Origin of the sequence: Actinomycetospora sp. CA-053990 (genome assembly GCF_050948445.1) — a bacterium.
GTDB lineage: Bacteria > Actinomycetota > Actinomycetes > Mycobacteriales > Pseudonocardiaceae > Actinomycetospora > Actinomycetospora callitridis.
On record NZ_CP192043.1, the window covers coordinates 4,964,598 to 4,990,916 of the forward strand.

The following is a 26,319-nucleotide window of genomic DNA, read 5'->3' on the forward strand; positions in this document are numbered from 1 at the left end:
TCCTCGATTCTGCTCCTCGGTGGCACGTGCTCGGGCTGCTCGGGGTCAGCGGAGGTCGAGGTCCACGTCCTTGTCCGGGCCCTCGTCCGCGTCCGGGTCGGTGTCGTCGGGGCCCGCGAACGACGGGGCCTGCGGGTCGCCCTCCGGGACGCGCTGCTCCTCCGGCACGGTGGCGACGAGCGCGCGCAGGCCGGCGGCGTCGAGCAGGTCGGCGGGGCTCTTGGTGACGTCGTCACGGACGTAGTGCAGCGCCGCGCGCACGCGCTCGACCGGGATCCCCGAGAGCGCCGACCAGGCCAGCCGGTACGCGGCGAGCTGCACCGCGAGCGCCGGCATGGCGTCGTCATGCGGCACCCGCCCGGTCTTCCAGTCGACCACCGTGGCGCCGCCGTCGTCGTCGGCGAACACCGCGTCGATCCGGCCGCGCACGAGCGTGCCCGCGACCTCGGTCTCGAACGGGACCTCCACCGCCACCGGCGTGCGGTTGGCCCAGCGGCTGGCGGTGAAGCGCTCACGGAGCTCGGCGGCGTCGGCGGCGCCCGCCGGGTCGGCGGCCGCGTCGGCGTCCTCGTCCGCCGCACCGGGGAGCTCGTCGAACTCCAGCAGCTCGGTGGCCGAGAACCAGCGCTCGAGCCACGCGTGGAACTCGGTGCCGCGCCGCGCCCGCGGGTCGGGGGACGCGGCACCGGGCGTCGCAGCCGTCGGGCCAGCGCATCCGGGTCGGCGGCGAGGTCGACGAGCTGACTGACCGACAGCTGCGGCGGCAGGAGCACCCGCGCGTGCCGGTGGCGCGCCGCCGCCCGCTCGGCCAGCAGGACCTCGATGTCGGCGGCCCAGCCCTCGGTGTCGTCCTGGTCCTCTGGGTCGTCCTGGTCCCCGGGTTCGTCCGTCTCCTCGGCCCGGCGTGCGCGCGCCGCCCGGACGAGCGCCGCGCCCTCGTCGACCGCGGCCCGCCGCGAGCCCAGCGGGTCGACCGGCCAGGCCGTCTCGTGGACGGCCGACGCCATCGGGTTGGCGACGCCCTCCTCGGGCGGCTCGGCCCACGCCTCGACGACCCCGCAGCGACCGCCACCCGCCGCGGCCAGCTCCCCGACCTCGGCGAGGAGGTCCGACGGGCCGCGCGGCGACTCGCCGGTCTCGCCCCACCAGTGCCCGGACACCAGCAGCGCGTGCTCGGCGCGGGTGAGCGCGACGTAGAAGAGGCGCCGCTCCTCGACGAGACGGCGGTCGTCGAAGGCCCGCTCGTGCTCGTCGAGCCGCTCCTGGATCTCCTTGCGGTCCGCGGCACCGTCGAGCTCGAGCTCGGGGAGGTCCGGCCGGTCGCCGCGCAGGTGCACGGGCAGCGACGCGACCGACGTCAGCCACGAGCCCGACCGCTTCCCCGCCGGGAACACCTTCTCGACGACGTGCGGGAGCGCCACGAGCTCCCACTCGAGGCCTTTGGCCGCGTGGACGGTGAGGACCTGGACGCGCGTGCCGCCGGTCGCCGGGTCGGCGACGTCGACCTCGCCGGGCGTCAGGCCGTCCTCGGCCTCCTCGGCGGCGTCGAGGTAGGCCAGCAGCGCGGTGACCGTCGCGGTGCCGCCCGAGGAGGCGGCGCCGGCGGAGAAGTCGGCCACGACCTCGGCGAACGCGTCGAGGTGCGCGCGGCCCGTCGGACCGGGCCGCGCGGCGGTCTCGACGTCGAGGAGCAGGACGCGCTCCACGTCGGCGACGAGGTCGACCAGCGGGGCGGTGACGCGGCGGCGCAGCATCGCGAGCTCGTGCGCGAGGTGCTTGAGCCGCTCGAACCCGACGGCCGAGTAGCGCGCCGCGGGACCGGGGTCGTCGAGCGCGTCGACCAGGCCCGCCCGCTCGGCGTGCTCGCCGGGCAGCGCGGCGGCGACGGGGTCGGGGACCTCCCTGCTGACCGTGCTGGTCACGTCGGTGCCCAGGGCCGGCGCCGCCAGCTCGCGGGCACGCCGCCAGAGCGCGGCGAGGTCGGCGCCCCGATGCGCCAACGCGCGCCCGTGAGCAGCCGGACCGCGGCGCCGCCGGCCAGCGGGTCGACCACGAGCCGCAGCGCCGACACGACGTCGCGCACCTCGGGCTCGTCGAGCAGCCCGCCCAGGCCCACGACCTCGACGGGCAGGTCGCGGGCGCGCAGCGCGGCGGCGAGCGCGCTCATGTCGGCGCGGCGGCGCACGAGGACCGCGGTGGTCGGCGGCTCGGTGTCCGCGTCGGCGGCGGCCCGCCACCGGTCGGCCACGGCGTCGGCGAGCCACGCCCGCTCGGCCTCGACGTCGTCGTGCAGGGCGACGCGCACGTCGCCGGCCGGGGCGCCGGGGCGGGGCCGCAGCTCGTCGACCGCGACACCGCTCGCCCGCAGGGGCTCGGCGATGCCGTTGGCCAGGGCGAGCACCTCGGGCGGGTTGCGGAAGCTGGTCAGCAGCCCGTGGCGGGCGGCCGCGACGGTCTCGCCGTCGGGGTCGACGCGCGGGAAGTCGGTGACGAACCGCGGCAGGTTCGCCGCGCTCGCACCGCGCCAGCCGTAGATCGACTGGAACGGGTCGCCGACCGCGGTGACCGAGGTGCCCTCGTCGTTCGAGAACAGCGAACGCAGCATGATCCGCTGCGCGTGCCCGGTGTCCTGGTACTCGTCGAGCAGCACCGCGCGGAACGCCTCGCGCTCGGCGGCCCCGACCTCGTCGTGGGTCTCGGCAAGGCGGGCGGCCGCGGCCATCTGGTCGGCGAAGTCGAGGCAGCGCTCGGCGCGCTTGCGCTCGGCGAGCTCGCTGACCAGCGGCAGGAGTGCCGCCCGGAACCGCTGCGCGGCGACCTTGGTGGCCAGCGCCACCGGCAGCGCCGCCTTCTGGCCCTTGGCGCGCGGGGCGTCCTCCACCGCGCGGGCGAAGCGCTCGGCGTGGAGCGCCAGGGTGCTGGGGTCGGCGAGGTGCTCGCCGAGCTCGCCGGCGAGCGACTGCACGAGCGCGGTGACGGTGGAGGGCACGCGGTCGGTGTCGAGGTCCGCGGCCCAGGTGGACACGATGCGGTGCGCGAGCTGCCACGACGCGGTGGGCGAGAGCAGGCGCGCTCCGGGGTCGACGGGCAGGCGCAGGCCGTGCTCGGCGAGCAGGCGCCCGGCGTAGGCGTGGTAGGTCGAGATCGTCGGCTCGCCGGCACGGGCCGCGAGGCGCCGGTCGCCGGTGGGGTCGAGCTCGTCGAGCAGGCTCGAGGAGCCGAGCACCCGCAGCCGGCGTCGCACGCGGTCGGCGAGCTGGCCGGCGGCCTTGCGCGTGAACGTCAGGCCCAGCACCTGCTCGGGGCGGACCAGCCCGTTGGCGACGAGCCACACCACCCGCGCGGCCATCGTCTCGGTCTTGCCCGAGCCGGCGCCGGCGGTGACGAGCGCGGGCTCCGAGGGTGCGCCGATGACCGCCGCCTGCTCCTCGGTGGGCCGGCGCAGGCCGAGGCGCTCGGCGAGCTCGACGGGGTCGATGAGCTCCGTGCCGCCGATCCTCCGGGCGGGGGCGATCGTCGTCACGGGACCTGCCTCCCCGACACGTGGACCGGGCACGCGGTGCGCACCGGGCAGCGTGGGCAGGAGTCGTTCTCACGTCCCACGAAGATCGGCCCCTCGGTGGCGCGGGCGGCCGCGCTCACGTGCTCGCGCCACGCGGCCAGGCCCTCGTCGTCGAGGGGCTCCTGCGCGCGTTCCTTCGCGGCGCCGCCTGCCCGCGACAGGTACACGAGGCGCGCGCCGCCCGGAGCGCTGCGCGCGGCAGTCCGGTCGGGGCCCGCGAGCGTCTCGGCGAACGCACCGAGGGCGGTGGCGAGCTGGTAGACGGCGAGCTGCGGGTGCTCCTGCGCGGCGGCGTGCGAGATCGGCGTCTTGCCCGTCTTCACGTCGACGATCACGGGCCGGCCGTGGGTGTCGATCTCGAGCCGGTCGACCCGTCCGCGCACCCTGACCCCCTCGGCCACCGCCACCTCCATCTCGCGCTCCACCGCAGCCTCGGTGAGGTGCGCACGGGTCTGGTCGCGCCAGGCGAGGAACGACGCCAGCATCCGGCGGGTGCCGGCGAGCTCGCGGCGCGAGAACCACGGCGCGCCGGCGTCGACCGAGGCCCAGGCGACGTCGAGGGCGTCCTGGAGCTCGCGCTCGCCGGCGCCCTCCGCCGCGCGCTGGACCAGCGCGTGGACGAGCGAGCCCGTGACCGACGCCAGCGAGTCGCTGTCGTCGCCGCCGTGGGCCTGCAGCGCCCAGCGCAACGGGCAGGTCAGGATCGTCTCGACGGCGCTGGGGCTGACCGCGACGGGGGCGGTCGCCGGGCGCAGCGGCGCCTCCGTGGACGGGGCCAGCAGCCCGTACCAGTCGTCGGGGTCGGCCCCCGGCACGCCGGCCTCGGCGAGGCGCGCGAGCCCGGCGGCCGCGCGCTCGCGGCGCTGCCGGGAGGTGTCCGGGTCGGTGACGGCGCGCCGCAGCTCGCCGACGAGCTCGGCGAGCACGAGCGCCCGGCCCGGGCGGCTGCGCGGGCGGTTCGCCTCCGCCGGGTCGTCGGTGACGGGACCTCCGTCGACGTCGTCGAGGAACCGCGACGGCGTGACGTCCTCGGCCTCCACGGCGCTGACGTGCACCGCGCGCCGCGCCCGGGAGAGCGCGACGGCGAAGAGGCGCCGCTCCTCGGCCAGCAGGGGCGCCTGCGCGGAGACCGCGGGGTCGTCGGGGAGCCCGGCGAGGACGTCGACGAGGCGTTCGACGCCCAGGAGCGTGCCCCGTCGGCGCAGGTCGGGCCAGACGCCCTCCTGGACGTCGGGGACGATCACGACGTCCCACTCGCGTCCCCGGGAGGCGTGGGCGGTGAGGACCGCGACCGCCTCGCCGTCCGGGGCGCGCGGGGCGAGGGTGTCGGCGCGGATGCGCTGGTCGTCGGCCTGCGCGACGAACCCCGCGACGGTGCCGCCGGGGAGGTCCTCGACATAGCGGGCGGCGCGCTCGACCAGGGCGACCACGGCGTCGAGGTCGCGGTCGGCCTGCGCGCCCGTGACCCCGCCGCGCTCGCTCGCGGCCACCCAGCGGCGCTGCAGGCCGCTGCGCTCCCACACCGCCCACAGGACGTCGGGCACCGAGGCGGCCTTCTCGATCGCCGCGGCCGCAGCCGCGAGCAGTTCGCCGATCCGGGCGAGCGGGGCGGCTTCCGAGGTACTGAGCAGCGCGAGGGGGTTCTTCGCGTGCGTGATGTGATCGGTCAGCGCGTCGACGATGAGCGCGTCGCTCGGGGTGTCCGCCGCTCCCCCGCCGGCCTCGTGGCGGCGCAGCAGGCCGCGGCGCAGGCGGCGCAGGGCCAGCGGGTCGGCGCCGCCCAGCGGGGAGGCGAGCAGGGCGAGCGCGGTGTCGGCGTCGAGGCGCGCCGGGTCGGCGGCGCAGCGCAGCACGGTGAGCAGCAGGGCGACGGCCGGGAGGGCCGCGAGCGGGGTGTCGTCGGCCGGGACCGCGAGCGGTACCCCGGAGGCGAGCAGGGCGCGCCGCAACGGGGGCAGCGAGCCGGACACCGAGCGCACGATCACCGCCATCCGCGACCAGGGCACCCCGTCCTGCAGGTGCGCGCGGCGCAGCCGGTCGGCGGCCGCGGCGGCCTGGCGTCCCGTGGTGGCGAAGACGTCGACGGTGACGCGGCCGTCCTCCCCGTCCTGCGTTGTCGGCGAGGTCGGCGAGGTCGGCGAGGTCGGCGCCGTCCGCGTCCGTCCCGGCCCGGCGCCGGGCAGCGCGGCGACGACGCGGGCGACGGCACCGCGCAGCGCGGGGCGGCTGCGGTGGTCGGCGCGCAGGACGACGGTGGCCAGGCCCCCCGGGTCGGCGTCGCGCAGCAGCGACGGGTCGGCCCCCCGGAAGCCGAGGACCGAGGAGTCGGGGTCGCCTGCGAGCACCCAGTCGTCGGCGGCGGCGCCGAGCGCGCGGGCGAGCTCGATCTGCTGGGGGTCCATGTCCTGGACGTCGTCGACGACGAGGTGGCGCACGGCGGCGCGCTCGGCCTCGAGGAGGTCCGGGTCGGTGACGAAGGCGTCGAGCACCGCCGCGACCAGCTCGGCGGCGTCGAGCGGGGGCGCGCTCGCGAGAGGGTTGGCCGAGCCCGCCGCCGCCCGCAGGAGCGTGACCTCCTCGTACGTGCGGTAGAAGCGCCCCGCCGCGATCCAGGCGGGCACGCCGTGACGCTTGCCGAGGTCCGCGAGCTCGCGCGGCCCGAGCCCCCGCTCGGCGGCGCGCAGCAGGAGGTCGCGCACCTCGCCGGCGAACGCGGGCGCCTCGAGCGCGGGCTGCATGCGCAGCGGCCAGCCCGACGGCGCGCCGACGCCTGCGATCTCGCCGGCGAGCAGCTCGCGGACCATGGCGTCCTGCTGCGCGCCGGGCAGCAGGCGCGGCGGTGCCTCGCTGCGGCGCGTGGCGTGGCGCCGGAGGACGGCGAAGGCGTAGGAGTGCACGCTGCGCACGAGCGGTTCGGCGGCCGCCGACGCGCCGCGGTCCGGCCCGTCGAGCACCCGGCGGCGGGCGGCGATGCGCTCGCGGAGGGCGGCCGCGGCCCGCCGGTCGCCGACGAGCACCAGGGTCGGGCGTCGGGGCGCTCGTGCAGCAGGCGCGCGACCCGCTCGGCGAGCAGCGTCGTCTTGCCCGTGCCGGGCCCGCCCAGCACGCGCAGGAAGCCCGCGTCGTGCTCGACGACCCGCCGCGCGGCGTCGTCGAGCACCAGCTCGCCCGGCACCCACGCCGCGGCGCGCCGTAGCTCGGGGGCACGCTCCTCACTCACGCCGTTCACTTCACCACGACCCCCCGACAGTCCCGGCGCGGAGGTGGGCGTGTCGTGCAAGCCCTGCGTCCACGCTGGCACTCAAGGCCAGGAAATCCGCGTCGATCACGGAGCCCGGGGTGCCCGGCACCCTCATCGCCGTGCTGGACTCCACGCCGTGGACGAGGCGCGCCACGAGCGCATCCGGGCGGCGGTGCGGGCGATCCCGGAGGGTCGGGTGTCCACGTACGGCGACGTCGCCGCGGCGGCCGGCGAGCGCTCCGCGCGCGTGATCGGCTGGGTGCTGCGCGACGACGGCGCCGACCTGCCGTGGCACCGGATCGTGCGCGCGGACGGGTCGAGCGCGCCCCACATCGCCGACGAGCAGCACGCGCGCCTGCGCGAGGAGGGCGTCGAGATCCGCGACGGGCGCGTCGTGCTCGCGAACCACCGCATGGCGAGCGGGGGGATTTCCTGACCTTGAGCGTCAGCGTGGTCCCCATGCTGGCGCTCAGCTCGCCGATCCCGCGCCCGCGACGAAGCGGATTTCCTCGCGTTGAGCGCAAGCGAGGCCGCAGGGCTTGCACTCAGTGCCGGTACAGGGCGAGGTGCGCCTCGGCCGCCGCGTCCCAGGTGTGCGCCGCGGCCAGGGCGCGGCCGACGGTCGCGTGGGCGGGGTCGAGGTCCGGGTCGGTCCCCTCGAGGACCCCCGCGATCTCGCGCGCGAAGCCCTCCGGGCCGTCGGCGAAGCGCGCCGCACCGGCGAACACCTCGCGCAGCACCGGCAGGTCGCGCGTCACGAGCGGGACCCCGGCCGCGAGCGCCTCCATCGCCGAGAGCCCGAAGCCCTCCTTCGTCGACGGGAACGCGAACACCGCGGCGCCCGCCACCAGCCCCGGGAGCTCGGCGTCGTCCACCGGCCCGAGCACCACGGGCTCCACGCCCAGCGACGCCGCCCGCGCGAACACCTCCTCGCGGTAGGGCCGGTAGTCGAACAGCGTGTCCCCGCCCGCCACCAGCAACGGCAAACTCGGGAGCCGCGCCATCGCCTCGACCAGCTCCAGCGTCCCCTTGCGCGGCTCGATTCCCCCGACGGCGAGCACGTAGCGCCCGTACCGCGCGCGCCACGGCTCCCCCGCCCCGGACTCGGCCGCGCGGGCGAAGCGCGCCGCGTCCACCCCGTTGGGGATCACCGCCGGCGCCCGGCCCCAGCCCGCCCGGACCTCGCCCGCCACCGCCTCCGACACGCACACCAGCGACGCCGGCTCCACCAGCGCCCGCTCGTGGCAGGCGGCGAGCTCGGGGGTCGTGAACTCGTCGAGGTGGTGCACGGTCCGCCACAGGCGCTCGTACCCCCGCGCGCGACCCACCGCGTTGGCCGACAGGCAGTCCTGCGCGTGCACCACGTCGAACGATCCCTCGAACGCCGACGCCAGCAGCGCGATCGAGCGCAGGATCCGCTCCCCGACCGTCTCGCCCTCGACCTCCTCGACGGGCACGAGCCGGACGGTCACCGCGGCGTCGACGGGACGGAAGAAGCCCGTGTCCCCGCCCCGCGCCAGCGCCCAGACCGTCACCTGGTGCCCGGCACGGGCGAACGCCTCGGCCAGCGCGAGCGTGTGCACCACACCGCCACGCGGCTTCGTCGAGTAGGTCAGCAGGGCGATCCGCACGATCAACCGTAGGTCTCGGGACGACGCTCGGCGAGGTGGTGCAGCACCGTCCGGGCCGCGCCGACCAGCTCCGGGAGGTCGACCTCCGCCACCGCCAGCCCGCCCTTCGACCACGTGCGCGCGAGGATCTCCCCACCCGGCCCGACGACCTTCGCCCGGCCCAGGAAGTGCAGCGCGCCGTAGCGCCCGCTCTGGTTCGACGACAGCAGGACGACCTGGTTCTCGGCGGCGCGCGCCTGGTCGTAGAGGTCGAACAGCCGCGCCTGGCGGTCCTGCGCCATCCGCGGCGCGCGGTTGGTCAACGAGGTCGGCCAGGCCGAGAGGCAGGCGAGGATCTCGGCGCCGTCGACGGCCAGGGTGCGCGCCGCCTCCGGGAAGGTCTTGTCGTGGTCGATGAGCAGGCCCATCCGGCCCACCGGGGTGTCGAACGCACGGAACCCGTCGCCCGCCGCGAACAGCGGCGCGACGCCGGCGGGCAGGTGGACCTTGCGGTGCCGCCCGAGGATGCCGTCCCCGGAGAGGCAGACCGCCGCGTCGTAGCGGACCAGCCCGTTCCCCTCGTCGGGACCCCGCTCGCTGTACCCGAGGCAGACCACCATGTCGCCCGCGAAGTCGATCACCGATCGGACCTCGTCGCCGTTCGGCTCCAACACGGGTGGCAGGTCGTCCTCGTCGGGTCCGCGCAGGTCCGTGAGGTACCCGCCGAGCGCGCCGTCGGGCAGCGCCAGCAGAGAGACCCCGGCGTCCCGCGCGTGCGAGATGATCATCTTGATGCGGTCGAGGTCGAACCCGATGTCCCGCGTGAAGTGGGCCGCGGCGGCGGCGAGACGGACCACCCGCGCCCGCCTAGCTGGCGCGCGCGGGGACGACGGGCGGCGCGTCGTCCGGCGTGCCGAGGTACGACGCGGGCCGCCGGTCACGCAGGTGGCCCATGAAGCGACGCGCGGCGTCCACCGCGTCGTCGACGTCGACCGACGCCACCGCGAGTCCGGCCTCGGTCCCGGTGGTGTCGAGGACCTCCCCGCCCGGGTCGACGATCTTCGCGCTCGCGACGAGCTGCATGTCCCCGAAGGTCCCGGCCTGGTTCGCCGAGACCCAGACGATCTGGTTCTCCAGCGCCCGGGCCCGGTCGAAGAGGTCGAAGCGGCGGGTCCAGCGGTCGTCGGCGAGCACCGGCGCCTGGTTGGTGCGCGACGCCGGCCACGCCGACATGCACACGACGATGCGCGCCCCGTCGACCGCCAGGGCCCGCGCGGCCTCGGGGAACGCCTTGTCGTAACAGATCATCATGCCCATCCGGCCGACCGGAGTGTCGAACGCGGCGAAGCGGTCGCCCGCGGCGTACGAGGTGTTCTCGTTGAGCGGCTGGTGGACCTTGCGGTGGTGACCGAGCACGCCGTCGCCGCTCACCGCGACGCAGCTGTTGTAGGGACGGTGGCCCGACGCCGCGTCCCCACGCTCGCAGAAGCCGACCGTGACCACCATGTCCCCGGCCAGCGCGATCAACCGGCGGATCTCGGGGCCGTCGACATCGAGCTGCGGCGGCACGTCCTCAGGATCATCGTGCAGTGACGACAGGTACCCCCCCAGCGCCGCCTCGGGCAGGGCGAGCACGTCGGCCCCCGCCGCCCGCGCCCGCTCGAGCAGCGACGAGATCGTCGCGAAGCTCTCGTCCAGGTCGCGGCCGAAGCCGGCGGCCGCGGCGGCGAACGTCCTCACGGTCACGGGTGGTTCCCTTCGCTGATCCGGGCGCGGCCCAGTCCGGTGACGCCCCCGGCGACGGCCTCGGTGACCTCGCCGTCGGGCCAGCGCAGGGCGACCCCGGCCGGTCCGGTCGCCGGGTCCGTGAGTACCCCGCACACCGCGCTGGTGGCGGGCCCCGCCGACGGGGCGGGGGCGCCGGACTCGTCGGCGGTGAGCAGGGCGAAGCCGGGGAAGCAGGTCAGCCAGTCGGCGACGGTGGCGCCGACCGGCCGCGGGACGGCCGCGACGTCGAGCACCGCGCCGGTGCCCGAGGCCTCGGCGAGCATGCCGAGCGTCCCGACGACCCCGGCCATCGAGACGTCCTTGGCGGCCGCGGGCCGGTGGGGCGCGTCCGGCCCGATCGCCGCGACCATCGCGCGCAGGTCGGCGGGCGCGCGCGTCGAGGTGGAGTCCCACTGGCGACCGGTGTAGCCCGGGCGCCAGGTGCCGGCGAGGTCGGCGGTCAGCCGGACCTCCATGCCCGCCCGTCCCCCGGCCGCGGGGACGGGGCTCGCGGCGCGGCCCAGCGCGGTGACGGTGAGCGAGGCGGGCACCTCGAGCTGGGTGTGCCCGCCGATCACCGGCACCCCGTAGGCGTCGGCGGCGGCGCGCAGGCCGGTGAGGACGCGGTGGGCGAACGAGGCGTCGCGGGCGCCGACGGCGTCGAGCAGGGCGGTCGGTGCGGCCCCCATCGCGGCGAGGTCGTTGACGTTGACGAGCACCCCGCACCAGCCCGCCCACTCGGGGTCGCGCTCGACCATCGCGGGCAGGATCGCGTCGCACGCCGCGACGAGGTCGCTGCCCGGCACGGGGGCCCCGTCGTCGCCGACGTGCAGGCCGGACCCCGCCAGCCCGGCGACGAGCTCGCCGAGCGGGGCCTTGGTGGCGGCGACGAGGTCGGCGAAGCGACCCATCGGACGGCGCATGCGCACGTGCGGGCGACCGGCGACCGTCGTGTCCCGGAGCCGCTGCCAGCCCAGGCGCGCGAACAGCCTCTCGTTGGCGGCCTGGACCTCGGCCTCGAACCGCAGCACGCCGGCGGCCTCGGCGCGGGCGCACGCGGCACGGATCAGTGCGGCCCCCACCCGGATGCCGGCGCGTCGGCGGGCCGTCGGGGCGACGACCAGACGGCTGCCCGTCCACCAGCCCAGGTCGGGGCGCGACGCGTCGGGGTCGACCGGGGCCAGGCGGACCCCGCCGAGCACCTCGCCGGCGCCGTCGCGGGCGACGAGCACGATCGCGCGCGGGTCGTGGTCGTGCCCGTCCAGGTCGCCCGCCGCGCCGCCCGAGAACAGGCCCTGCTCGTCGACGAAGACCGCGCGCCGCAGCGCCCGGTGGGCGACGACGTCGGGGTGGCGGGCGTCGATCGCCGGCGCCTCGGTGATCCTGACGTCGTGGGGACGGCGGCGGGCCCGCCCGCCGAGGATCTCGTCGGCGGCGCCCAGTCCGAACTCGTGGTGGTCGAGGATCGACACCGGACCTCAGCCCCCCGCCGCGGACAGCGCCGAGCACGCGCCGCACGCCGCGCACCCGGCGGCCTGGTCGGCGCCGCGCATGCCGGCGGCCACGAGAACCTTGGCGACGCGGGCGGTGACCTCGGCGAGCAGCTCGGGATCCGGCGCGGGGTCGCCGTCGGCGAACGCCAGGGTGCCCGGGATCGGGCGGTAGGGGACGAGGAACGGGTAGACGCCGCGGTCGACGAGCTCGGCGGCGCCGGCGACGAGCTCGTCGGGGTCCTCGCCGAGGCCGACGATGAGATAGGTCGAGACGGCGTTCGGGCCGAAGAGGCGGACGCTCTCGTCCCAGGCCAGCCGGTACTGGGACAGGGGGACGGACGCCTTGCCCGGCATCCAGCGCGCGCGCACGTCGTCGTCGAGCGACTCGACGTGGATGCCGATGGCGTCGGCGCCGGCGTCGCGGAGCTCCTGCAGGGCCGCGAGGTCCGACGGCGCGGGCGGCTCGCACTGGACCTGGATCGGCAGGCCCGGCACCGCCGCCCGGATCGCCCGGACGCAACGGGCGAGGTGACGGGCGCCGCGATCGCGTCCGTTGCTCGTCCCGGTGGTCAACACCATCTGCCGCACGCCGTCGAGGCGGACCGCGGCCTCGGCGACCTCGGCGAGCTGCTCGGGCGTCTTCACCGCGGTGGTGGCGCCGGTGCGCAGCGACTGCTCGATGGCGCAGAACCGGCAGCGGTCCTGGTCGCCGTAGCGCACGCAGGTCTGGACGACCGTCGTCGCGAGCACGTCGTCGCCGTGCAGGCGGGCGATCTTCTCGTAGGGCACGCCGTCGGCGGTCGTGAGGTCGTAGAACGCGGGGCGGGCGACGGTGGCGACCTCGACGCCCAGGTCGGTGACCCCGCCGTCGGGGCCGGTGCGCACGAGGCGCCCGTCGCGCAGCCGGTAGGGGCTCGTCTCGTTGATCGGGATCGTGGTCTTGAGGCCGTCGACGAGCACGTGGCCGTCGGCGGACGGCCCGGCGCCACCGGGGCGGCGCAGGGGGATCGTCGACCCGAGGTCGGTGGTGGTCGTCGGGTCGGAGAACGTGTCGGGCAGGTCGAGCGCCACACCGCGGACGGCCACTTCGGAACGGGCGGACAGGCCCAGATCGGACTGCGGGGACGACATCAACGGACCTCCGGGGCGCTCGACTCGGGATGTCACGGGCGCGATGCGGGGACGGGCGTGCCGCCCCCGCACCGGGCCGTGCGCCTCAGAGCTGGTAGGTCGAGTTGATGATCGCGCCCTTGCGGGCGAAGTGGATGAGCGCGTCCTGCACGTCGAGCGGGTGCGTGGGGATGACGCCCTCGATGAGGTCCTCCTCGCGGGCGCCGTGCAGCGACAGCCCGAAACGGCAGCAGTAGGCCTTACCGCCCTCGGAGATGAAGGTCTTGAGCTGGTCGTTGATGTTGTGCTCCCCGGGGAACGCCGAGCTGCCCGTGGTGGGGAAGCCGCGCGTGGCCAGGCAGTTCAGGGAACCGGGGCCGTAGAAGTAGATGGCCGTCTCGAAGCCCTTGCGCAGCGCCCGGGTGGCCTGGAGGACGGCGACGAAGCTGACCGACGACTCGTGCGCGATGCCGTGGACGAGCGTGAAGTAGCTCTCGCCGTTCTCGGCCTGCAGGTCGGGGAAGACCTTCGTGCCGCCGTAGATGCTCGAGCCCTCGGGCAGCGACGGGTGCGGGATCTCCTCGAGGCTCTTCTTCTCGACGTCGGAGAGCTCGGTGCTGGTCATGCGGTTCTCCCTCGGAGACGTTCGGTGGAGCGGGAACGTGGTGCGCCCTGCGCACCCGACGGCGTCGGGGGCGAGGGGTCGGGGGTGCGGGGTCCTCGCCGACCCCGCCGGGGTCCCGGTTCCTGGCTGGGATCAGCTCACCAACCGGCCATTTCCGAAGTGTTTCTTCGTGACTACGACAGCGGGTCGGCCTCCGTCCCGTGTTTCGCGGTGGTGACGGGGTGTCAGCCTGGGGGCCATGCTGACGTTGAACGTCAGCAACGCCCCCAGCTCGCCGTCGCGGCGAACGGCGCACATCCGCCGAATGCGTCCACAGGCCACGGGCGAGTACTCACGTACCGGGCGGACCAGCAGTCACCGTCATCGCATGCGGCGAGGTGACTGGGCGGTCAACCCCGAGATGCTGTGGGCGGCGAGCAACGAGGGCGTGATCACGGCTCGCGAGCTCGAGCGGCTCGGGGTCCCCGAGGGGACCACCTACCGCCGGTGCCGCGACGGAGGCCCCTGGCAGCGCATCGGTCCCGGCATCGTCGCTCTGCACAACGGCACGCCGACCTGGCGTCAGCACCTGATCGCAGGGCTCCTCCATGCCGGGGACCACGCCGTGATCACGGGACGGGCGGCGCTCCGTCTGCACGGTCTCCGCCAAGGCCCCGAGCCCGACCGCGTGCACCTCCTGATCCCGCATGCCCAGCAGGTGCGCAGCTGGCGGCTCTTCCACGTCGAACGGACGTCACGGATGCCCCGTGCGCTCGAGCGGGCGGGCCTCGCCGTCGCGCCCCTCTGTCGGGCTGTGCTCGACGAGGTCCGGACTCTCCACGACGCGCGGGAGATCGCGGCGTGCCTGGCCGAGCCCGTCCAGCGTCGCTTGGTGACTCCGCAGCCACTGTTGGAAGAACTCGACGCGGGGTGCCGCAGGGGCAGCTCGACCCCCCGCGCCGTGCTGCGGGCGATCGAGGACGGCGTGAGATCGGTCGCGGAGTTCGACGCGCGGGCGTGGTGGCTCGCCCAACCGGAGCTACCGCCGGCGCGCTTCAACGTGCGCGTCCTGGACGCCGCAGGACGGCAGGTGGGGATCGTCGACGTGCTCGTCGAAGAGTTCGGGTTCGCCTGGGAGATCGACTCGACCGAACACCACTTCGCGACGCCCGACCAGGTCGAGGCCACTTTGCGGCGTCAGCGCTCTCTGCGGGCCGTCGGGTTGCACCTCGTCAGCACGCGCCCCTCCCAACGACGCGACGACCCGACAGGGACCCTTCGGGACCTCTTGGACGGGCTCGCCGTCGCCGCAGCGCTGCCCACACCGCGGGCGACCTTCGAGGACGACATCCGCCGCGTCGCCTGAGTCGCCCTCGCGAGCTGGGGGATCTTCTGACGCTGAACGTCAGCATGGCCCCCATGCTGACACTCCCCGAGCGCCGTCCCGCCGGAGCTACTCGTCGAGCGGGGTGGAGCCGTCGCCGGTCTCGACGGCGCCGGCGGGGTAGGTGGTCGTGGTCGAGGTCGACGAACCGGTGGCGACGGCGAGGTTGTTGACGAGGCTCGACAGGAACACGGTGATCGAGGAGCCCGCGTCGGCCAGGGTCGAGGCGCCGCCACGGGTCGTGGAGGCAGCCTCCTGGGGGTCGGAGATGATCGCGAACAGCACCAGGATGATCACGATGGTCCCGATGACGCGTGCGAGCATGCCCCTAGCATCACCCTTTCGTGACAAACCGTAAACATCGGGGTGGCTCTCAGTTGCCGAGAAGGCGCTGAACGGCCACGTCGGTGAACCCGATCGGCGGCGGCAGCGCCATCGCCCGGTCGATGTCGGGTGGCCCGACCGGACGCTGCGGCTCCGGGACCCTCGCGGGGATCGATCGTGGCCGGCGCGCCGTGCGGGCCAGCAGACGGTCGCCGACGACGGTGCCGAGGTAGCGATCGGAAGGGTCGAGGACGTCGTCGCGCGGCTCGGGCGACGACTCGTGCGACCACGGGAACCAGCCGATCCAGCGGTCCTGGGTGTTCCACACGTACGGCATCCCCGGGCGGTACCACGCGATCCAGCGCCCGCCGGAGTCGTAGAGGTGCACCGCGAGGCCCACGCCCACGCTCACGTCCCGACCGCCGCCCGGTAGCGCGCGGCGGCCACGCCGACGACGTCCGGGTGGTCGCCGAGGGGCTCGGCGACCAGCGCGGCGCCCGCCGAGGAGAGCCACCGGTGGAAGGCGCCGGGCGCGAGGAGCCAGGTCGCGATCACGGCGCGGGGACCCCGCGCCGCCGTGGACTCGACCACCGACGCGACCCGCGGCTCGCCGCCGGCGATGTAGCCCACCGGCACCTCGTGGCCCACCCGCGCGGTGAGCAGGGCGGCGGCGGTGCGCAGATCGTCCTGCGCCACGGGGTCGGTCGACCCGGCCGCGGCCAGCACCACCGTGTCGCCGGGCTCCGCGCCGGCCTCGGCGAGCCGGTCGAGCAGCACGCCGACCAGCGCCGGGTCGGGCCCGAACGGCTCGGCCACGACGACGTCGTCGCGTCCCGTCGCGGCGAGCTGCTCGGGGACGTCGACCCGCACGTGGAACCCGGAGGCGAGGAAGGCGGGCACGACGACCACGGGGCCGGGCAGCTCGACCAGCACGTCCGGCAGGGACGGGCTCGCCACCCCCGCGTACGCCAGCCGCACCTCGACCCCGGGCAGCGCCCGGTCCACCGCCGACGCGAGCCGGTCCCAGGTGGCCTGCCCGGCGGGGTCCTCGGTGCCGTGGGCGAGCAGCAGCAGCGCGGGTGCCGTCACGGACGGGCCAGCACGGCGGCGTGCTCCTCCAAGCGCTTCACCATCGCTCCGAGCCGGAAGCGCTCGGGCGCGATGCCGACGACGCCCAGGCGCTCCAGCGGCGCGGCGGTGACCGGTCCGACGCAGCAGGCCAGGACCTCGCCCGAGCGCAGCGCCGCGAGCACCTCCTCGCGCATGCCCCGGCCCTCGGCACGGTGGACGAGCCCCTCGACCGCCGGCGCGCTGGTGAACGTCACGGTGTCGACCTCGCGCGCCACGATCGCGTCCAGCAGCGTGTCGACGGCGGGCAGGTCCGGCGGCGGCTCCCAGCGGTACACGGCCACGGTCACCACGTCGGCGCCCGCCGAGCGCAGCGCGGCGAGGAAGTCGGTCATCGGGTCGCCGTGCAGCTGCACCGCGATGCGCCGGCCGTCGACGCCCTCGTCGAGCAGGTGCGCCAGGACCTCCGGCGACGACTCCGTCTCGTCGGCCGACCACGCCTCCCGCAGCCCCGCGCCCCGGATCGCCCCGCGCGCCTTCGGACCGCGGGCCAGCAGCGTCGCCGAGCCCAGCATCGCGTGCAGGGCGTCGCCCAGCCCCCAGTCCGACGCCACCTCGAGCCAGCCGCGGAAGCCCTGCCCGGTGGTGGCGACGACGACCGCCGGCGGGTCGGCGAGCAACTCCCGCGTCACCGAGGCCAGCCGGGCGTCGTCCGACAGCGGCACGATCCGCATCGTCGGCCCGTGCAGCACCTCCGCGCCCTTGCGCCGCAGCAGGTCGAGCTGGTCGTCGGCGCGGCGGTCGGCCGTGACGCCGACGCGCCATCCCGCGAGCGTCTGCGCGCTCACGGGCGACCGATCTCCGAGGACACCACCCGCACAGGATAGGTCGCCGCGTCGACGCCGGCGCGGGGCTCCGCGGCCGTCACGCCCTCACACCTCCGCGTAGGACATCCGCCGACCGGTCGTCGGGTCGGTCGCGGTCTTGCCGGAGCGCAGGTAGACCACGGAGGTCACGACGAAGCAGACGGCGTAGAAGGCGACGAACGACCAGAACGCCGGCGTGCCACTGCCCGCGGTCTGGAACGACGACCGGAACGCGAGATTGATCAGCAGCCCGCCGAAGGCCCCGATCGCACCGGCGATGCCGATGACCGCCCCGGAGATGCGGCGCGCCCACAGCAGGGCCTCCGAGGTGTCCCACCCGCGTTCCTCGGACGCCGCGAGCGCCTTGGTGCGGAAGACGGCCGGGATCATCTTGTAGACCGAGCCGTTGCCGATGCCCGAGGTGATGAACAGCAGCACGAAGCCGATCGTGAAGATGGCCAGGGACTCGATCGCGGAGGCCCAGATGCAGATCAGCGACGACACGGCCATCGCCACGAAGTTCCAGAACGTCACCCTCGTGCCGCCGACGCGGTCGGAGAGCCAGCCGCCGACGGGGCGGATCAGCGAGCCGAGCAGCGGGCCGATGAACGTGACCGCCGCCGCCTGTAGCGGCGTGCGGTCGAACTGGTTCTGCAGCACGAGGCCGAACGCGAAGCTGTAGCCGATGAACGACCCGAACGTCCCGATGTAGAGGAAGGAGAGGATCCAGGTCTGCGCGTCGCGGGTGGCCTCCTTGAGCGCGCCGGAGTCGTTGCGCACCGAGGTCAGGTTGTCCATGAACAGCGCCGAGCAGAGGACCGCGACGACGATCAGCGGGATGTAGATCCCGAGCAGGATCCGCGGCGCGCCGGTGCCGGCGGTGGCGATGATCAACAGGCCGATGAGCTGCACGACCGCGACGCCGAGGTTGCCGCCACCGGCGTTGATGCCGAGCGCGGCGCCCTTCTGCTTCTCCGGGAAGAACGCGTTGATGTTCGTCATCGACGAGGCGAAGTTGCCGCCGCCGACCCCCCCGAAGACCGCGACGACGATGAACGTCGTGTACGAGGTGCCCGGCTGCATGACGACCGCGGCGAGGATCGTGGGGACCAGCAGCAGCGCGGCGCTGATGATCGTCCAGTTCCGTCCGCCGAAGACGGCGACCGCCATCGTGTAGGGCAGGCGCAGCACCGACCCGACCAGGGTGGGCACGGAGACGAGGAAGAACTTCCCGGCGGTGTCGATGTGGTAGGTCGCCTCGGGCATGAAGAGCACGAGGACCGACCACATCGACCAGATCGAGAACCCGATGTGCTCCGAGAGCACCGAGAACCACAGGTTCCGGTTCGCGATCTTCTTGCCCGTGCTCTGCCAGAACGACTCGTCCTCGGGACGCCAGTCGTCGATCCAGCGTCCACGCAGCAGCCTCGGGGATGCGGTCATGACGGCGGACGGTAGGAACCGTGTGTTACGTGCCGATGACCGCGTGTTGCGACGGGACGAACCCGCGTGCGGGGCTCGTCACCCCGGGTGGCTCCCTAGTAGGGCAGGAGGCTGCCGACGAGGCGCGCGGCGTGCTCGAGCCCGTGGAGCGACTCGCGGGTGCACGACGGGTGCTGCGCGTGGACGGCGAGGCGGAAGAGCAGCGCGTGCAGGAGCATCTGCGGCCACTCCGCGAGGTGCGACCAGCGCGTGAGGATGCCGGGGTCGGCGCCGCCCCAGGCCAGGGCGTCGATGACGACGACCGCGGCCGCCCACTCGACGGGCCGCCAGAACGGCACGAGGTCGAGCACGGCCGGCGGCGCGCTCGGGTCGGACGGGTCGAACAGCACGGTGCCGAAGAGGTCGCCGTGCACCAGCTGCGACGGCCGGTCCAGGGGACGGCGGCGGCGCGCGAGCTCGGCGAACAAGGTCCCGCCGGTCTCGGGGTCCAGCGGGGCTTGCGCTCGCCGAACGCGGCGCGGTCGGCGCGGGCGAGCAGGTCGTCGCGGTCGTCGACCAGGCGCGGGCGCTCGAGGCGTGCGGTGGCGCGGTGCAGGCGCAGGGACGCGGCGATCACGTCGTCGTGGCGCGGCTCGACCCGGCCGGGGACGTCGTGGCTCGCGGCCCAGCCGGCCACGACTCGTCGGCCGTCGCTGGCGCGGACCGGACGGGCCAGGCGCAGGCCGTCGACGCCTGCGGTGCCGAGCTCCTCGATCGCGCCGGCCGACCAGGCGGCGAGCACGGTGTCGGCCACCGGGCGCAGCACCAGCGCGTCGCAGCGCCACGCCGGACCGGGCAGATCCGGGCGCGGCCGCGGCACGGCCTCGCGCACCCCGAACGCCGTCCGGACGTGCTCGGGCGGGCCGTGCTCGAGGCGGGGGTCGGAGCCGGAGCCGGTACCGGGGACGGCGACAGAGCCCGAATCGGACCCGGCGGGGCGGGCACCGGGGCGCGGATCGGACCCGGCCGCACCCGTCGCGGCGTCCTCGTCGGGCGAGGGCGCCGTCTTGTGCGGGGGCGCGGCGGTCACGCTCCGCACGCTACTCGCGAGCGCGGAGCGACCCCCTCAGCCGTCACCGGCGTGTCGGGGGCTTCACCACACCTTGTAGGGCAGGAACTTGCCGTTGAACGTCAGCTTCACGCGGTCGCCCTTCGGGTCCTCGACGCGCTCGAAGTCGAGGGTGAAGTCGATGGCGCTCATGATGCCGTCGCCGAACTCCTCGCGGATGAGCTCGTGGAGGCTCGTGCCGTACACCTGCAGGGCCTCCTGGAGCCGGTAGGTGACCGGCTCGGTCGGGTCCATCGCGGCGTCGCCGCGCACCGGGGGCAGCAGGAGGGCCTCGACGGTCTCCTCGTCGAGGTCGAGCAGCTTCGCGACGGTGGTGGCCTGCGTCGCGTCGAGCGGCTGCTGGCCGAGCAGCGCCGACGTCGTCCACACCAGCGACCGGTCGAGGGCCTCGGCGAGCTTCGCCCAGCTGACCCCGGCGGCCTCCTTGGCGCGCACGATCTCGCGGCCGGCCTCGAGGCGGTCGTCCCTGTCGCTCATGTCGGCGTGCTCCTCGTGGTTCCTGGTGCGGGCGTCCCGGCGAGAGCCTGCACCCGCCGCAGGCGGGCGGTCCACCACTCCCGCGCGTCCGGATCCGCGTCGTAACGCGCGAGCAGATCCGGGTCCGTAACGGGCGGGTGCCGCGGCACGTCCAGGACGCCGGCCACCGGGTGCAGCGGGGTCGTGACGACGTCGGCGGCGAGCAGGTCGGCGGTGCCGAGGCCGCAGGCGTAGGGCAGGTCGGGCAGCGCGCCGGCCAGCGCGAGGCCCGCGGCGAGCCCCACCGAGCTCTCGACCGCCGACGACACCACGCACGGCAGGCCGATCTCCTCGGCCATCCGGAGCGCGGCCCGCACGCCCCGAGCGGCGCGACCTTGAGCACCGCGACGTCGGCGGCCTCGGCGCGCACGACCAGCAGCGGGTCCTCGGCCCGGCGGATCGACTCGTCGGCGGCCACCGGGACGTCGACGCGGCGGCGCACCGCGGCGAGCTCGTCGACCGACGCGCACGGCTGCTCGACGTACTCCAGCCCGCCGGCGGCGCGGGCGAGCGCCCGGATCGCGGCGACAGCGCCGTCGACGTCCCACGCACCGTTGGCGTCGACGCGGACCTTGCCGCCCGGCCCCAGCGCGTCGCGCACCGCCTCGACGCGGGCGAGGTCGTCGGTCAACGTCCGAGCGGCGTCCTGCCCCTTCTCCGCGACCTTGACCTTGGCCGTCCGCGCCCCCGACGCGGCGACGATCCGGTGCGCGTGCTCCGGCCCGACCGCCGGCACCGTGGTGTTGACCTCGACCCGCTCGCGCACCGGGGCCGGCCACCCCTCGTGCGCGGCTTCCTGCGCGCAGCGCCACCACGCCAGCGCCTCGGCGTCGTCGTACTCGACGAACGGGCAGAACTCGCCCCACCCGGCCGGGCCCTCGACCAGCGCGAGCTCGCGCGTCGTGATGCCCCGGAACCGCGTCCGCAGGGGCAGGGCGACGACCGATGCTGGACCCATCACCCACCTACCCTAGGTCGGTGCGCGCCGTCGAGACCGTCCCGACCGACGGGAGCCCGGACGCCGCCGCGCGCCTCGGTGCCGCCGCCCATGCGGCGCTCGAGGGCGACGGGCCGGCCGTGCTGCCGACCGGCCCCGGCGACCCGGCCCCGACCGCCGACCTGCTCGCGCCCGTCGACGACGCCGTCGCCGCGGTGGTCACCACCACCGGCTCCACCGGCGCCCCGAAGGCCGTCCTGCTGCCCGCCCACGCGTTGCGGGCCTCGGCCGACGCGACGTACGCCCGCCTCGGGCCGCCCGGCCGGTGGCTGCTCGCGCTGCCCGCCCACCACATCGCCGGGCTGCAGGTGCTGCTGCGCTCGGGCCGCGCCGGCGCCCCGCCGCCGTGATGGACCTGCGCGAGGGCTTCCGTCCCGAGGCGTTCGCGGAGGCGGCCGTGCGCTCCGGCGCGGCGTACACCTCGCTCGTCCCGACCCAGCTCCTGCGCCTGCTCGACGCCGGCGGTCCCTCGCTCGAGGCGCTCCGCACGTTCACCGCGGTCCTGCTCGGGGGTGCGGCCGCGGACCCGTCCGTGCTCGAGCGCGCCCGGGCCGCGGACGTCCCCCTCGTGACGACGTACGGGATGAGCGAGACCTGCGGCGGGTGCGTCTACGACGGGCGCCCGCTCGACGGCGTCACGGTGACGCTCGAGGAGGACGGTCGCATCCGGCTCGGGGGCGCGACGGTGGCGGCGGGGTACCGGGGCGCGGTGTCCGAGGCGGACCGGGCGGCGTTCGCCGAGGACGGTTTCCGCACCCACGACCTCGGCGCGTGGAGCGCGGACGGCCGCCTCGAGGTGCTCGGGCGCGCGGACGACGTCATCGTCACCGGCGGGGAGAAGGTCGCGCCGGCGACGGTCGAGCGCGCGCTGCTCGCGCAGGCCGGCGTCCGCGAGGCGTGCGTCGTCGGCGTGCCCGATCCCGAGTGGGGGTCGCGGGTCGTCGCCGCCGTCGTGGGCGAGGGCCTCGACCCCGACGCCCTGCGCGCCGCCGTCGCCCCGGGCCTCGGCCGGGCGACACCGCGATCAGTGGCCGTGCTCGACGCGCTCCCCCTCCGCGGGATCGGGAAGCCCGACCGGTCGGCGGTGCGCGCTCACTTCGGCGGCAGTGAACGCACGTAGGACACGCCCTCGTCGACCCATCCCTGCAGCGTCGCGTCGTCGATCGTGGTGGCCTCGACGTCCAGCCAGCCGCTCATCGGCTTCCCGCGCATCACCATCGGCTGCACGCCCGGCCGGGCCAGCAGGTCGTCCGCGCGGCTCGGGTGGATGCGGACCATCAGCTCACCCCGGGAGTTCGCGGCGAGCGCCATGTGACCGTCGAGCAGGAACGCGAGCCCGCCGAACATCCGCTTCTCGGTGAGGTGCTCCTCGCCCTCCAGCAGCGCCCGCAGCCGGTCGGCGAGCTCCCCGTCGTACGCCATGGCGGGAGTATGGCGTGCTGTCCCGACACGCCGGCGGGGGCGACTCGGTGTCAGGAGATGCTTCGGTTTCCGAAGCGTCTCCCGTCCGGTGGGACCGAGGGTCCCCTCCTAGGCTCGCGCCCATGGTCGACGCCGACGCCCCGCTGTTCGATCCGTCCGTGTGGCGCGAGGTCGCGAGCTTCACCGACATCACCTACCACCGTCACGTCGAGCTGGGCTGCGTGCGGATCGCGTTCGACCGTCCCGAGGTGCGCAACGCGTTCCGTCCCCACACGGTCGACGAGCTCGCCACCGCCCTCGAGCACGCCCGCACGAGCGCCGACGTCGGCGCCGTCCTCCTCACCGGGAACGGCCCGTCGAGCAGGGACGGCGGGCACGCGTTCTGCTCGGGCGGCGACCAGCGCATCCGCGGGCGCACGGGGTACCAGTACGCGGAGTCCGAGACCGAGGTCGGCGCCGACGAGAAGGGGCGGGCCGGGCGGCTGCACATCCTCGAGTGCCAGCGCCTCATCCGGTTCATGCCCAAGGTCGTCATCGCCGTCGTCAACGGGTGGGCCGCCGGCGGCGGGCACTCGCTGCACGCCGTCTGCGACCTCACGCTGGCCAGTGCCGAGCACGCCCGGTTCAAGCAGACCGACGCGGACGTCGGGAGCTTCGACGCCGCGTTCGGGTCGGCCTACCTCGCCCGGGCGGTCGGCCAGAAGTTCGCCCGCGAGATCTTCTTCCTCGGCCGGACGTACACCGCGGAGCAGATGTACGCGATGGGCGCGGTGAACGAGGCGGTCCGGCACGCGGAGCTGGAGACCACGGCGATCCAGTGGGCGCGGGAGATCCTCGGGAAGTCGCCGCAGGCGCAGCGGATGCTGAAGTACGCGTTCAACCTCCCCGACGACGGCCTCGTCGGCCAACAGCTCTTCGCCGGCGAGACCACCCGCCTCGCCTACATGACCGACGAGGCCACCGAGGGCAAGGAGTCGTTCCTGGAGAAGCGGACGCCCGACTGGAGCCCGTTCCCCTGGTACTACTGACCGTGGCACGTCGCTCCTGGTAGGACCGACGCCGTGGCCGTACACGAGGACGTCGACGCCTACATCGCGGCCGCCGCGCCCGGCCGCCAGGACGCGCTGCGGGCGCTGCGCCGGGACTGCTGGCAGTGCCTGCCCGGCTTCGCCGAGGAGATCCGGCACGGGATGCCCGCCTACGTCCGTGACGGCGAGACGGAGCTGGCCTTCGCGAGCCAGAAGCAGCACCTCGCGCTGTACGTGATGCGCGCCGAGGTCCTCGAGCGCCACCGTGACGAGCTCGCGCACCTGGACGTGGGCAAGGGCTGCGTCCGGTTCCGCCGCGTCGACCAGATCGACCACGACCTCGTCCGCACGATGCTCACCGAGACCGCGGCGTCGCGCGATCCGGTCCGCTGAGCCGGACCCGTCCCCGGAAGACACGGCCGGCCGTCGGTGTTGCCGCGATCACCGAAGGAACCGAGCACGGGGAGACGCGGATGGGTGAGGACGGACGGCCGGGGATCGCGGTCACGGGAGCGACGGGGCGCCTCGGCGGGCGCGTGGCGCGGCTGCTCGCCGCGCGCGGCGTGGCCCAGCGGCTGGCCGTCCGGAGCCCCGAGCGTGCCCCGGACCTGGCGGGCGCCGTCGCCGTCCGGTGTGCGTACGACGACCCCGAGCTGGTCCGGACCGCCCTCGACGGCGTGGAGACGGTCCTCATGGTCTCCGGCTCCGAGACCCCCGACCGCGTCGAGCAGCATCGGACGTTCATCGATGCGGCGGCGTCCGCCGGCGTGCGCCGGCTCGTCTACATCTCCTTCTTCGGGGCCTCCCCGACGGCGACCTTCACCCTCGCGCGCGACCACTGGGCCACCGAGGAGCACCTCCGCGCGAGCGGGCTGGCCACGGTGCTGCTCCGCGACAACTTCTACCTCGACTTCCTGCCCGAGCTCGTCGAGGCCGACGGCGTCATCCGCGGTCCCGCCGGCACCGGTCGGGTCGCGGCCGTCGCCCAGGACGACATCGCCGAGGCGGCCGCCGCGATCCTCGTCGACCCGAGCGGCCACGACGGCGCGACCTACAGCCTCACCGGGCCCGAGGCCCTCACGCTCGACGAGGCCGCGGGCGTCATCTCCCGCCGCACCGGCCGGTCGGTGACGTTCGAGGACCAGACCGTGGACGCGGCCTACGCCTCCCGCGCCGGGCAGGCTCCCGGCTGGCAGCTCGACGCGTGGGTCAGCACCTACACCGCGATCGCGAGCGGGGAGCTCGACGGCGTCACCGACGACATCCCGACCCTCACCGGTCACCGGGCGCGCTCCCTCGACGACCTGCTCGCCGAGCGCTGAGCGGGTTACGCCCACAGCGAGATCGCCCGCGCCGGGGCGCGCCGCACGGGACGATCACCTCGAACCACCGGCGGAGGAGGACCCCTTGGCGCGTACCGCGGTCGAGATCGGGACGCACGACGGGACCTGCCCCGCGACCCTGCACACGCCCGACGGCGACGGATCGTGGCCGGGCGTCCTGTACTACCCGGACGCGGGCGGGGTCCGGGAGACCTTCGCCGCGATGGCCGACCGGCTGGCCGGCCGCGGCTTCGCGGTGCTGCTGCCCGACATCTACTACCGGACGCCCTACGCGCCCTTCGACACGACGACCCTCTTCGGGGACCCCGAGGAGTTCGCCCGGCTGACGGCCCTCGTCCGCGCCCTGACACCCGAGAAGTCCGACGACGACGCGGGCGCGTTCCTCGCGGCGCTCGCCGGGCGGCCCGAGGTCGCGCGCCCGGCCCTCGGCACCGTCGGCTACTGCTTCGGCGGCGGGATGGCCTTGCGCGCCGCAGGCCACCATCCCGGGTCGGTGGCCGCCACGGCCACGTTCCACGGCGGGGGCCTCGCGGTCGCCGACGACCCGACGAGTCCCCACCTCGTCGCCGACCGCATCCGCGCCGCCGTCTACGTCGCCGCCGCCACCGACGACGCCGCCTTCGACGCCGACCAGCACCGGCGCCTGCGCGACGCGTTCGACGCCGCGGGGGTGCGGGCCGAGATCGAGACCTACCCCGCCGCGCACGGTTTCGCGGTGCCCGACAACCCCACCCACGACCCCGCCGCCGACCGGCGCCACCTCGAGACGATGACGACCTTCCTCACGGCGCACCTGGCGCCCTGACCCGCGGGGCGCTCGTCCATGCTGGCCCCGTGACGGAGCTCTTCGGCGCCCCGAGGCCCGCCCGACGCGACCCCGGGCCGGTCGGCAAGGCGATCCTGGTGGTCCTCTGGCTCGTGATCGGGGTGCTGCCGATCGCCTTCTCGATCTCGGACGTGCGGCTCGCGTCGGGCGCCGTCGGCAGCCCGGGGACCCTCACCGTCGAGCAGTGCACCGACCTCGGGAGGGGCCGCTACGACTGCGTCGGCACCTTCGTCCCGGCCGGCGGCGGCCTCCCGACCGCGGTCGACGCCACGCCGGACTCGACGCCCGGCGAGAGCCGGCCGGCCCAGCTCGGTCCGGAGGGCGACCGCGCCGTGCCCAACGGCACCGCGGGCGTCCTCGCCGCCCTCACCCTGCCGTTCCTCGGCGTCGCGGTCCTCGGGCTGCTGCCCGCCGTGGTCATGTGGGGCACCGAGCGCACGCGGAACATCCGCCCGGCGCTCTTCTGGGGCGCCGTGGTGGCCGTGATCGGCGGGGTGGGCGTCGTCATCGGGATGGTCGCCGCGTACTCCTGAGCGGCGCGCGGCCCGTCCGATCGTGCCCCCGCACGCCCTCGGCGAGACGGGGAGCGCTCCGACGTCACCCTCCG

General features: G+C 75.5%; 23 protein-coding genes and 4 pseudogenes. 9 read left to right on the top strand and 18 right to left on the bottom strand.

Annotated elements, in window-relative coordinates; all coding sequences use genetic code 11:
* Window positions 1-45 precede the first annotated feature (45 nt).
* The 3 genes and pseudogenes from ACQPYN_RS25425 to ACQPYN_RS25435 form a co-directional block, all read right to left on the bottom strand.
* Window positions 46-3,523: pseudogene (locus tag ACQPYN_RS25425) on the bottom strand (ATP-dependent helicase).
* Window positions 3,520-6,579, bottom strand: a complete 3,060-nt coding sequence (locus ACQPYN_RS25430; RefSeq protein WP_433029088.1) for a PD-(D/E)XK nuclease family protein — start codon at window positions 6,577-6,579, stop codon at window positions 3,520-3,522. The pseudogene ACQPYN_RS25425 and the gene ACQPYN_RS25430 overlap by 4 nt, the downstream one beginning before the upstream one ends.
* Before the next feature lie 74 nt (window positions 6,580-6,653).
* Window positions 6,654-6,863, bottom strand: a pseudogene (locus ACQPYN_RS25435) (hypothetical protein); the annotation flags it as partial.
* Between the two features lie 76 nt (window positions 6,864-6,939).
* Between ACQPYN_RS25435 and ACQPYN_RS25440 the strand changes: the two are divergent.
* Window positions 6,940-7,239 carry an MGMT family protein gene (locus ACQPYN_RS25440; RefSeq protein ID WP_433029090.1) on the top strand — a complete coding sequence of 100 codons (300 nt, stop codon included), beginning with the start codon at window positions 6,940-6,942 and terminating at the stop codon, window positions 7,237-7,239.
* A 109-nt stretch (window positions 7,240-7,348) separates the two neighbouring features.
* Here the strand turns inward: ACQPYN_RS25440 and ACQPYN_RS25445 are convergent, their stop codons facing one another.
* The 6 genes from ACQPYN_RS25445 to ACQPYN_RS25470 form a co-directional block, all read right to left on the bottom strand.
* Window positions 7,349-8,434, bottom strand: coding sequence for an MSMEG_0565 family glycosyltransferase (locus ACQPYN_RS25445; RefSeq protein WP_433029092.1), 1,086 nt, complete (start codon window positions 8,432-8,434; stop codon window positions 7,349-7,351).
* A gap of 2 nt (window positions 8,435-8,436) precedes the next feature.
* On the bottom strand, window positions 8,437-9,270 hold the full coding sequence (locus ACQPYN_RS25450) for a carbon-nitrogen hydrolase family protein (protein ID WP_433029094.1): 834 nt from the start codon (window positions 9,268-9,270) through the stop codon (window positions 8,437-8,439).
* A 10-nt stretch (window positions 9,271-9,280) separates the two neighbouring features.
* Window positions 9,281-10,159 (bottom strand): carbon-nitrogen hydrolase family protein, encoded by an 879-nt coding sequence (locus ACQPYN_RS25455; protein ID WP_433029096.1) that lies wholly within the window; start codon window positions 10,157-10,159, stop codon window positions 9,281-9,283.
* Window positions 10,156-11,652 carry an MSMEG_0567/sll0787 family protein gene (locus tag ACQPYN_RS25460; protein WP_433029098.1) on the bottom strand — a complete coding sequence of 499 codons (1,497 nt, stop codon included), beginning with the start codon at window positions 11,650-11,652 and terminating at the stop codon, window positions 10,156-10,158. The genes ACQPYN_RS25455 and ACQPYN_RS25460 overlap by 4 nt, the downstream gene beginning before the upstream one ends.
* A 6-nt stretch (window positions 11,653-11,658) precedes the next feature.
* The gene (locus ACQPYN_RS25465; RefSeq protein WP_433029100.1) at window positions 11,659-12,804 is read right to left on the bottom strand and encodes an MSMEG_0568 family radical SAM protein; all 1,146 of its coding nucleotides are present in this window, start codon (window positions 12,802-12,804) and stop codon (window positions 11,659-11,661) included.
* 85 nt (window positions 12,805-12,889) lie between these two features.
* Window positions 12,890-13,408, bottom strand: coding sequence for an MSMEG_0572/Sll0783 family nitrogen starvation response protein (locus ACQPYN_RS25470; protein ID WP_274188241.1), 519 nt, complete (start codon window positions 13,406-13,408; stop codon window positions 12,890-12,892).
* 367 nt (window positions 13,409-13,775) lie between these two features.
* Between ACQPYN_RS25470 and ACQPYN_RS25475 the strand changes: the two genes are divergently transcribed.
* A complete protein-coding gene (locus tag ACQPYN_RS25475) occupies window positions 13,776-14,753 on the top strand; it encodes a hypothetical protein (protein ID WP_433029102.1) in 978 nt (325 codons plus the stop codon).
* Between the two features lie 87 nt (window positions 14,754-14,840).
* Here the strand turns inward: ACQPYN_RS25475 and ACQPYN_RS25480 are convergent, their stop codons facing one another.
* From ACQPYN_RS25480 to ACQPYN_RS25515, 8 genes and pseudogenes are all read right to left on the bottom strand, one after another.
* A complete protein-coding gene (locus tag ACQPYN_RS25480) occupies window positions 14,841-15,095 on the bottom strand; it encodes a hypothetical protein (RefSeq protein ID WP_433029104.1) in 255 nt (84 codons plus the stop codon).
* A gap of 49 nt (window positions 15,096-15,144) precedes the next feature.
* On the bottom strand, window positions 15,145-15,507 hold the full coding sequence (locus tag ACQPYN_RS25485) for a hypothetical protein (RefSeq protein ID WP_433029106.1): 363 nt from the start codon (window positions 15,505-15,507) through the stop codon (window positions 15,145-15,147).
* Window positions 15,504-16,184, bottom strand: a complete 681-nt coding sequence (locus tag ACQPYN_RS25490) for a sirohydrochlorin chelatase (protein ID WP_433029108.1) — start codon at window positions 16,182-16,184, stop codon at window positions 15,504-15,506. Before ACQPYN_RS25490 ends, ACQPYN_RS25485 begins: the two co-directional genes overlap by 4 nt.
* Window positions 16,181-17,011 (bottom strand): uroporphyrinogen-III synthase, encoded by an 831-nt coding sequence (locus tag ACQPYN_RS25495; RefSeq protein ID WP_433029110.1) that lies wholly within the window; start codon window positions 17,009-17,011, stop codon window positions 16,181-16,183. Before ACQPYN_RS25495 ends, ACQPYN_RS25490 begins: the two co-directional genes overlap by 4 nt.
* A gap of 84 nt (window positions 17,012-17,095) precedes the next feature.
* Entirely contained in the window at window positions 17,096-18,472 is a 1,377-nt protein-coding gene (locus ACQPYN_RS25500) for a nitrate/nitrite transporter (RefSeq protein ID WP_433029112.1), read from the bottom strand.
* Between the two features lie 95 nt (window positions 18,473-18,567).
* Window positions 18,568-19,343, bottom strand: a pseudogene (locus tag ACQPYN_RS25505) (TIGR02569 family protein).
* Between the two features lie 261 nt (window positions 19,344-19,604).
* Complete coding sequence (gene cynS, locus ACQPYN_RS25510) at window positions 19,605-20,057, bottom strand: cyanase (protein ID WP_433029114.1); 453 nt, start codon at window positions 20,055-20,057, stop codon at window positions 19,605-19,607.
* Window positions 20,054-21,054: pseudogene (locus tag ACQPYN_RS25515) on the bottom strand (o-succinylbenzoate synthase). Before ACQPYN_RS25515 ends, cynS begins: the two are co-directional and overlap by 4 nt.
* Before the next feature lie 20 nt (window positions 21,055-21,074).
* Here ACQPYN_RS25515 and ACQPYN_RS25520 point away from each other — a divergent pair.
* Together ACQPYN_RS25520 and ACQPYN_RS25525 are read left to right on the top strand one after the other, a co-directional pair.
* On the top strand, window positions 21,075-21,443 hold the full coding sequence (locus ACQPYN_RS25520) for an AMP-binding protein (RefSeq protein WP_433029116.1): 369 nt from the start codon (window positions 21,075-21,077) through the stop codon (window positions 21,441-21,443).
* Complete coding sequence (locus tag ACQPYN_RS25525) at window positions 21,443-22,213, top strand: AMP-binding enzyme (protein WP_433029118.1); 771 nt, start codon at window positions 21,443-21,445, stop codon at window positions 22,211-22,213. The genes ACQPYN_RS25520 and ACQPYN_RS25525 overlap by 1 nt, the downstream gene beginning before the upstream one ends.
* On the opposite strand, the gene ACQPYN_RS25530 is transcribed toward ACQPYN_RS25525, so the two are convergent.
* A complete protein-coding gene (locus ACQPYN_RS25530) occupies window positions 22,186-22,515 on the bottom strand; it encodes a TfoX/Sxy family protein (protein WP_433029120.1) in 330 nt (109 codons plus the stop codon). The genes ACQPYN_RS25525 and ACQPYN_RS25530 overlap by 28 nt on opposite strands.
* A gap of 122 nt (window positions 22,516-22,637) precedes the next feature.
* Between ACQPYN_RS25530 and ACQPYN_RS25535 the strand changes: the two genes are divergently transcribed.
* From ACQPYN_RS25535 to ACQPYN_RS25555, 5 genes are all read left to right on the top strand, one after another.
* The gene (locus ACQPYN_RS25535; RefSeq protein ID WP_433029122.1) at window positions 22,638-23,543 is read left to right on the top strand and encodes a 1,4-dihydroxy-2-naphthoyl-CoA synthase; all 906 of its coding nucleotides are present in this window, start codon (window positions 22,638-22,640) and stop codon (window positions 23,541-23,543) included.
* 33 nt (window positions 23,544-23,576) lie between these two features.
* Window positions 23,577-23,936, top strand: a complete 360-nt coding sequence (locus tag ACQPYN_RS25540; protein ID WP_433029124.1) for an iron chaperone — start codon at window positions 23,577-23,579, stop codon at window positions 23,934-23,936.
* 80 nt (window positions 23,937-24,016) lie between these two features.
* A complete protein-coding gene (locus ACQPYN_RS25545; protein ID WP_433029126.1) occupies window positions 24,017-24,865 on the top strand; it encodes an SDR family oxidoreductase in 849 nt (282 codons plus the stop codon).
* Between the two features lie 85 nt (window positions 24,866-24,950).
* Window positions 24,951-25,691: a dienelactone hydrolase family protein gene (locus ACQPYN_RS25550; RefSeq protein WP_433029128.1), complete on the top strand. Its 741-nt coding sequence runs from the start codon at window positions 24,951-24,953 to the stop codon at window positions 25,689-25,691.
* A gap of 29 nt (window positions 25,692-25,720) precedes the next feature.
* Window positions 25,721-26,245, top strand: a complete 525-nt coding sequence (locus tag ACQPYN_RS25555) for a hypothetical protein (RefSeq protein ID WP_433029130.1) — start codon at window positions 25,721-25,723, stop codon at window positions 26,243-26,245.
* The last annotated feature ends 74 nt before the right edge of the window (window positions 26,246-26,319 follow it).

Bases quoted from the DNA above. Each gene is read 5' to 3' on its own strand.
- ACQPYN_RS25465 (WP_433029100.1), bottom strand. From the start codon at position 12,804: ATGTCGTCCCCGCAGTCCGATCTGGGCCTGTCCGCCCGTTCCGAAGTG.
- ACQPYN_RS25470 (WP_274188241.1), bottom strand. From the start codon at position 13,408: ATGACCAGCACCGAGCTCTCCGACGTCGAGAAGAAGAGCCTCGAGGAG.
- ACQPYN_RS25475 (WP_433029102.1), top strand. From the start codon at position 13,776: ATGCGGCGAGGTGACTGGGCGGTCAACCCCGAGATGCTGTGGGCGGCG.
- ACQPYN_RS25480 (WP_433029104.1), bottom strand. From the start codon at position 15,095: ATGCTCGCACGCGTCATCGGGACCATCGTGATCATCCTGGTGCTGTTC.
- ACQPYN_RS25500 (WP_433029112.1), bottom strand. From the start codon at position 18,472: ATGACCGCATCCCCGAGGCTGCTGCGTGGACGCTGGATCGACGACTGG.
- cynS (WP_433029114.1), bottom strand. From the start codon at position 20,057: ATGAGCGACAGGGACGACCGCCTCGAGGCCGGCCGCGAGATCGTGCGC.
- ACQPYN_RS25525 (WP_433029118.1), top strand. From the start codon at position 21,443: ATGGACCTGCGCGAGGGCTTCCGTCCCGAGGCGTTCGCGGAGGCGGCC.
- ACQPYN_RS25530 (WP_433029120.1), bottom strand. From the start codon at position 22,515: ATGGCGTACGACGGGGAGCTCGCCGACCGGCTGCGGGCGCTGCTGGAG.
- ACQPYN_RS25535 (WP_433029122.1), top strand. From the start codon at position 22,638: ATGGTCGACGCCGACGCCCCGCTGTTCGATCCGTCCGTGTGGCGCGAG.
- ACQPYN_RS25545 (WP_433029126.1), top strand. From the start codon at position 24,017: ATGGGTGAGGACGGACGGCCGGGGATCGCGGTCACGGGAGCGACGGGG.